We start from the raw sequence: 5,743 nt of genomic DNA, 5'->3' as shown, positions 1-5,743 counted from the left end.
AAATAAGGAGAATATGATTAATGAATAATTGCTCCAGCCCCTTAGCTTATCCTAAAGAAACAGTTATTTTTAACTATCATAAAGTTTTTGCTATTTTTCATATCATTGATTATATTATTTGTTAGTTTTTATTTGGGAGAAAATATTATTTTGTACAATATTATTCAAATGTGCATCCTATTAACTTTAGTTTTTATTGAACTAAAAATGACAAAAAAAGTGTACTCCCCGTTATTATTTTGGTATATCTTTTGGTATGGAGCCATTATTATCTCCAGAATAAATGTTGACTTTTATGATTTGAGGTATGTTTGGGGTGAGGAATTATTTATTTATGTCTTTTTGAATACCTTAGTATTTTTTGTTGTCTATCATTTAGTGTATTTTTTCAGAGATATTCTCAATTCGATATCCATTAAACAAAAAAGAATAAATAGAACTTTAAATCATAAAAAATTATATGTTTTGACTAAAATATTGTTAATGTTAGGGATTTTTGCGTTTGCTATTAATTCATTGGTATTGAAAAACATACCTATGTTTACAAATAATCCTAACGCCTATAGAGGAGAATTTGTTACAACTAAGTTTTTTTCAATAGTTAATTTAACAAGAATAGCTATAGCATTTGTTCCAATTTTATTGAATTCAAAATTAAATATGAAAAAAAAGAAATTTATCATATCTGCCGCAATTTTTTATTCATTACTTAACATAGCAACGGGCTGGAGAGGGTATTTTTTTCAAATTTTAATTCTTTATGTTACTTCTCAGTTTTCTGTAGTTGTGTTTAATTTGAATATGAAAAAAAATTAGTGAAGTATATACTGATCTCTTTAGTTTCTATTGGATTGATTGGATTAATGCGTGAAGGAATATCGTTAAGATCATATGGATTTTCTGGACTTGTCGAATACACATTTAGGACTATATACCTATATATTGCACCGAACTTCTTAAATTTCCAACAAGCTCTTAACACTATTAAGCCGAATTTTAGTCTTATGTACACAACCGAAGCTATATGGGGATTTTTTCTCAACAAAGAGTACTTTGAATCATATAAAAATTTATCTTTTGCAATTGGTGGATTTAACGTAAGTACTTATCTTATGTATCCATATGCTGATTTTGGATTGTTTGGAACTCTAGTGTGGACTTCGTTTATTAGCTTGATTTCTTCGACTTACTACTATTTATTTCAGAGAACAAAAAAATGTATCATATGATAATTGTTGGAGTTTTCAATATAGTCATTTTCACTATGCACAGTAATTTCTTTTTGCGATCTTCATCAATATTAATTTGGATAATAATAGGTTTATTTGCATATAGAAAATGTTACGAAAAAACAAGCTATACCACATGAAAACATTAATTGTTTAGAACTATAATAACGCAAAAATTAAAGGAATTTGGAGAGTTAAAAATGAAAAATATTATTATTTTTTATCAAGTTATAAATAGAGAGATAGAATCTTGTAAAATGCTTAAAAAAGAGTTGGAGACTAAAAATGATATTAAAGCATTTATTTTTCAATTGACTTTGAACATTACAAAGCCGTTAATCTCAGTAAAAGACAGAAAATCGATATGGTGATTATGCCATGGATGTATCAAGATTCAAACTATGAGTTAGTACATCCATTTATTAAAAGAAACCCAGATGTAATAATAATCAATCTACATCACGAACAAATTGGATCTGAAGCAAGCGATAATGTTTTATTACCTACAAGTGATAATGCTAAAAATTCTGTGTTGCATTTTGTTTGGGGAAATTTTTTCAAAGAAAAGTTGTTATCTGTAGGAGTAAATGAGAAGTTTATTTTTGTAACAGGTAATATGAGGACGGATATAGTTAATAAGATATCAAGAAACCGCATGGATTTAGCTAAAGAATTTAGTTTGGATATTAACAAAAGATGGATACTTTTTTCGGAAAATAGAGGGTGGGTTTTAACTGACAATAAAAGAAAAGAAGAACATTTAGTTTATCTAGGGTTTACGAAAAAAGATCTTAGGGATAGAAAACTAGTAAATCAACAATCATTAAACCAAACGATTAAAGAGTTTAATGAATTGCCGGATGATTTTTTTGAAAAAAATGAGTTAATATACAGGCCACACCCAGGAACTAAAGCACCAGAGAATATAAATGATAGAGTGAAAGTAATTTATAAATATTCAATTTATGATTGGATAAACTCTGTAGATGTAAATGTAGTTTGGTCTAGTACCACAGTTTTTGAAAGCGATATAAAAGGTGTACCTTCAATAATATATGAACCTATAGAGCATCCTAGCAGGTATAGGACTTATGGCTTAGATGAGTATCAAAAAATACATCGATTTGATGAAATAGATGAAAAATTAATTAAATATTATAAGACTAAAATTGCTCCTATAAAAATATACGAGAGATATATTGGGAAAGTTGATGGAAAATCTGTAGAAAGATCAAAAGATATAATCATTAAAATACTGAATGAGGGCGTTGAGGGGTATTTTGCTAAAGAGATGAGATATAGCAAAAAAAATGATATTAAAAGATATTTGTTCCAAAAAGTTACTAGGGTATTAGTAATGACAAACTTGTTGGAATTTTTTAGATATCCTAGATCGGCATATGAATTAAGAAATGAAATTCCGTATAAGAAGAATTAAGATAAGTTGAATAAGTCTATAAATTAAGTTAGATTGTGTGTATAAAGTCTCACCAACACTTCTTTGAATACAACATTAATTCACAGCTATAGTATAGGCTTGTTTGTGTTTTAGAATTTACTAGATCCAATTAGAAAATAATAAGAATTTAAAAATTTAAAGGAGAGCGAGATATGTCTTTTAAAGTTTTATTAACTGGAGCTGATGGATTCATCGGGAGCCATCTTACGGAAGAATTAGTGAAACAAGGCTACAAAGTTAAAGCCTTCGTATACTATAACTCATTCAACTCATGGGGGTGGTTAGATACGCTTCCAAAAGAAATTATGAAAGAGGTTGAAGTATTTACCGGAGATATAAGAGATCCCAATGGTGTAAGGGAAGCTATGAAAAATGTTGATGAGGTATTTCATCTGGCGGCCCTAATAGCAATTCCATTTAGCTATCACTCACCAGATACATATGTGGATACCAATATTAAAGGTACACTTAATGTCTTACAGGCTGCAAGAGACTTGGAAACATCAAGGGTGCTTATTACTTCTACTTCTGAAGTGTATGGAACTGCGCAATATGTACCTATTGATGAAAAACATCCTTACCAAGGGCAGTCACCATATTCTGCAACAAAAATAGGTGCAGATAGATTGGCAGAGTCCTTTTACAGAAGCTTTAACATGCCAATAACAATAGTCAGACCGTTTAATACTTATGGGCCAAGACAATCAGCAAGGGCAGTCATTCCGACTATCATTACTCAACTTCTTGCAGGAAAAGAGGAAATCAAGCTTGGTTCATTAACGCCGACAAGAGACTTTAACTATGTTAAAGACACTGCGAATGGTTTTATCGAAATTGCAAAGTCCGATAAAACAATCGGTGAAGAGATTAATATAGCAACCCAACAAGAAATTTCCATTGGGCAACTTGCTGAAGAACTTATCAGACAAATCAACCCGAACGCTAGAATTGTTTGTGATGAACAGAGACTTAGACCTGAAAAAAGTGAAGTAAATAGACTCTTAGGATCCAATGAGAAAATTAAGCAGCTGACGAATTGGAATCCTCAATATACATTTGAACAAGGACTCGCAGAAACAATTGAGTTCTTTAGACATAATTTAGATAAATACAAGATAGATATTTATAATATTTAGTCAGGAGGGGAGCATATGAGCCAAAGATTTATTCCTCTTTCCGTACCCAATTTAAATGGGAAAGAGCTTGAATATGTCACCCATGCAGTCGAAACAGAATGGGTATCTACAGGCGGTCCATATGTTAATGACTTTGAAGAAAAGACAGCAAAATATGTCAAGTCCAAGGGAGCCGTATCTTGCCAGAATGGAACGTCGGGTCTTCATATTGCGCTTCAGGTGTGTGGAGTTACAAAAGAAGATGAAGTTATTGTACCCACATTGACTTTTATTGCGGCTGTTAATCCTGTGAAGTATATCGGAGCAGAGCCGATCTTTATGGATTGTGATGATTCGCTCACTATGGATGCGGACAAGTTGTTGGAGTTTTGTGAGAAAGAATGCACTTTTACTGAAGGCAAGCTCATTAATAACAAAACCAATAAACATATAAAAGCAGTTCTGGTTGTACACGTATTTGGGAATATGGCTGATATGGAAAGCATCATGGATATTGCTGATAGATTCAACTTAAAAGTTATCGAGGATGCGACAGAAGCCATAGGAACTTACTATACTAAAGGGAAATATCAAGGGAAATATGCTGGTACCATTGGTAATATCGGTGTGTACTCCTTTAATGGAAACAAAATCATCACAACCGGTGGTGGTGGAATGATTGTATCTGATGATGAAGAACTTCTTAAAAGAGCAAAACATCTCACAACACAAGCTAAAAGTGATGAGCTATATTACACCCATGATGAAATTGGCTATAACTATCGAATGACGAATCTACAAGCTGCTCTTGGACTTGCGCAATTAGAGCAGCTTGAACACTTTATCAAGATAAAAGAAGAGAATTACAATTTATATAAAGAATCTATTAATGAAATAGAGGGGTTAACAATCCTAGACTTCAAAGATGATATCAGACCAAACTACTGGTTTTATGCGCTATACTGTGATGAATCATATCCACTTAATAGAGACGAAATCATCAATTACTTGTCGTCAAAGAAAATTCAATCGAGACCCATTTGGGGATTGATTAACGAACAAAGACCATATTTGAGTAGCCAAACTTATAAAATAGAAAAAGCTAAGATTTATCTTGAACATGTTGTTAATATTCCTTGTAGTTCTAATTTAAAAAAGGAAGATGTACTTTTTGTGATTGAATGTCTTAAACATCCAGAGAAAGTTTAGTTTATAGTTGCAAAGGGGTGAAAAGGTTGGATGTTAAAGATTTCTTAATTGATGAAGAATGTACAATGCTTGAGGCTATGGCACTTTTAGATAAAGTAGCCAAAAAAGTCCTTTTCGTTGTGCGAGATGGACAATTTGTTGCTGCTATAACGGATGGAGACATTAGGAGATGGATTCTTAAGAAAGGAAACCTTGATGCTAAAGTAAAAGATATTGCAAATTATAATCCTAAGTATTTGCAGGAAAAAGAAAAGGCTTCAGCTAAAGAATTTATGAAGAAACACTCTATTGAAGCGTTACCAATTTTAAATGAAGAAAATGACATCGTCTCAGTTGTGTTATGGAATGATGGAGAGGTAGAAACGAAAAAAACTTTAAATGTACCGGTAGTTATTATGGCAGGCGGACTTGGAACAAGGCTTTATCCCTATACGAAGATCCTGCCAAAACCGCTTATTCCTATTGGAGAAATTCCAATTGTAGAGCATATTATGAATAGATTCAATCAATACGGTAGCAATAAATTTTTTTTAGTGGTGAATCATAAAAAAACATGATTAAAGCCTATTTCAATGAAATTGAAAAAGACTATGAGGTTAATTACGTAGATGAAGATCAACCACTGGGTACAGGTGGGGGACTTAGTTTACTTAAAGGGAAAATTGATTCTACTTTTATTCTATCCAACTGCGATATTTTAATCGAAGAAGATTACGAAAAGATTTATAATT

General features: G+C 31.7%; 6 protein-coding genes. All 6 read left to right on the top strand.

Annotation, left to right across the window (positions count from 1 at the left end; genetic code table 11):
• Positions 1 to 150: 150 nt before the first annotated feature.
• The 6 genes from U473_RS11345 (at position 151) to U473_RS11320 (ending at position 5,569) form a co-directional block, all read left to right on the top strand.
• A complete protein-coding gene (locus U473_RS11345; RefSeq protein WP_068726446.1) occupies positions 151 to 816 on the top strand; it encodes a hypothetical protein in 666 nt (221 codons plus the stop codon).
• Positions 817 to 1,429: 613 nt separating this feature from the next.
• Positions 1,430 to 1,600 (top strand): hypothetical protein, encoded by a 171-nt coding sequence (locus U473_RS14840; RefSeq protein ID WP_161937331.1) that lies wholly within the window; start codon positions 1,430 to 1,432, stop codon positions 1,598 to 1,600.
• An 11-nt stretch (positions 1,601 to 1,611) separates the two neighbouring features.
• The gene (locus U473_RS11335; RefSeq protein ID WP_153012048.1) at positions 1,612 to 2,667 is read left to right on the top strand and encodes a glycosyltransferase family protein; all 1,056 of its coding nucleotides are present in this window, start codon (positions 1,612 to 1,614) and stop codon (positions 2,665 to 2,667) included.
• Positions 2,668 to 2,840: 173 nt separating this feature from the next.
• Positions 2,841 to 3,824, top strand: coding sequence for an NAD-dependent 4,6-dehydratase LegB (locus U473_RS11330; RefSeq protein ID WP_068726440.1), 984 nt, complete (start codon positions 2,841 to 2,843; stop codon positions 3,822 to 3,824).
• A gap of 15 nt (positions 3,825 to 3,839) precedes the next feature.
• Positions 3,840 to 5,012: a LegC family aminotransferase gene (locus U473_RS11325; protein ID WP_068726438.1), complete on the top strand. Its 1,173-nt coding sequence runs from the start codon at positions 3,840 to 3,842 to the stop codon at positions 5,010 to 5,012.
• Positions 5,013 to 5,038: 26 nt separating this feature from the next.
• Positions 5,039 to 5,569: a sugar phosphate nucleotidyltransferase gene (locus U473_RS11320; RefSeq protein WP_201024190.1), complete on the top strand. Its 531-nt coding sequence runs from the start codon at positions 5,039 to 5,041 to the stop codon at positions 5,567 to 5,569.
• The last annotated feature ends 174 nt before the right edge of the window (positions 5,570 to 5,743 follow it).

This window comes from Tepidibacillus decaturensis, assembly GCF_001561915.1.
Lineage (GTDB): Bacteria > Bacillota > Bacilli > Tepidibacillales > Tepidibacillaceae > Tepidibacillus_B > Tepidibacillus_B infernus.
This window is presented reverse-complemented; position numbering and strand designations above follow the sequence as displayed.

What these genes read in the sequence shown, in the direction of transcription:
- U473_RS11335 (WP_153012048.1), top strand. Translation starts at nt 1,612, where the DNA reads ATGTATCAAGATTCAAACTATGAGTTAGTACATCCATTTATTAAAAGA.
- U473_RS14840 (WP_161937331.1), top strand. Translation starts at nt 1,430, where the DNA reads ATGAAAAATATTATTATTTTTTATCAAGTTATAAATAGAGAGATAGAA.
- U473_RS11330 (WP_068726440.1), top strand. Translation starts at nt 2,841, where the DNA reads ATGTCTTTTAAAGTTTTATTAACTGGAGCTGATGGATTCATCGGGAGC.
- U473_RS11325 (WP_068726438.1), top strand. Translation starts at nt 3,840, where the DNA reads ATGAGCCAAAGATTTATTCCTCTTTCCGTACCCAATTTAAATGGGAAA.